1 protein-coding gene is annotated in these 275 nt (G+C 49.5%); it reads right to left on the bottom strand.

All coding sequences use genetic code 11. The features are described 5' to 3' along the window. Positions 1–215: outer membrane beta-barrel protein (locus Q5762_RS38285; protein ID WP_315896928.1), on the bottom strand; the 215-nt coding region annotated here is incomplete at its 3' end. Between the last annotated feature and the right edge of the window lie 60 nt (positions 216–275).

Below are 275 nucleotides of genomic sequence, written 5' to 3'. Positions count from 1 at the left end.
GGTTTCAACTCCGGTGCGCCGGAAGTATAGAATCCGGCATCGTAATACCAGCGAGTAGAACTCAAGTTGACATACGTTGGCCGATTTACCCGTCGAGCCAATGTAAGCTCTACTCTATGTTTGGGATGAGGAGTAAGCGTTACTGCTAAATGCGGGAAGAGATTGGCACTATTCCAGACACGGGATTTACCGTGGGTAGTCTGCGAAGCTCTCATGTATTCGAAGCGTAGTCCACCGTCTATGGCAAAACCTTTCCACTGTCTTGTAGCCGACAC

This window comes from Streptomyces sp. P9(2023) (genome assembly GCF_032436795.1).
Classification (GTDB): Bacteria; Actinomycetota; Actinomycetes; order Streptomycetales; family Streptomycetaceae; genus Streptomyces.
Note: the sequence above shows the minus strand (reverse complement) of the source record. Positions and strands in the feature narration are given on the sequence as shown.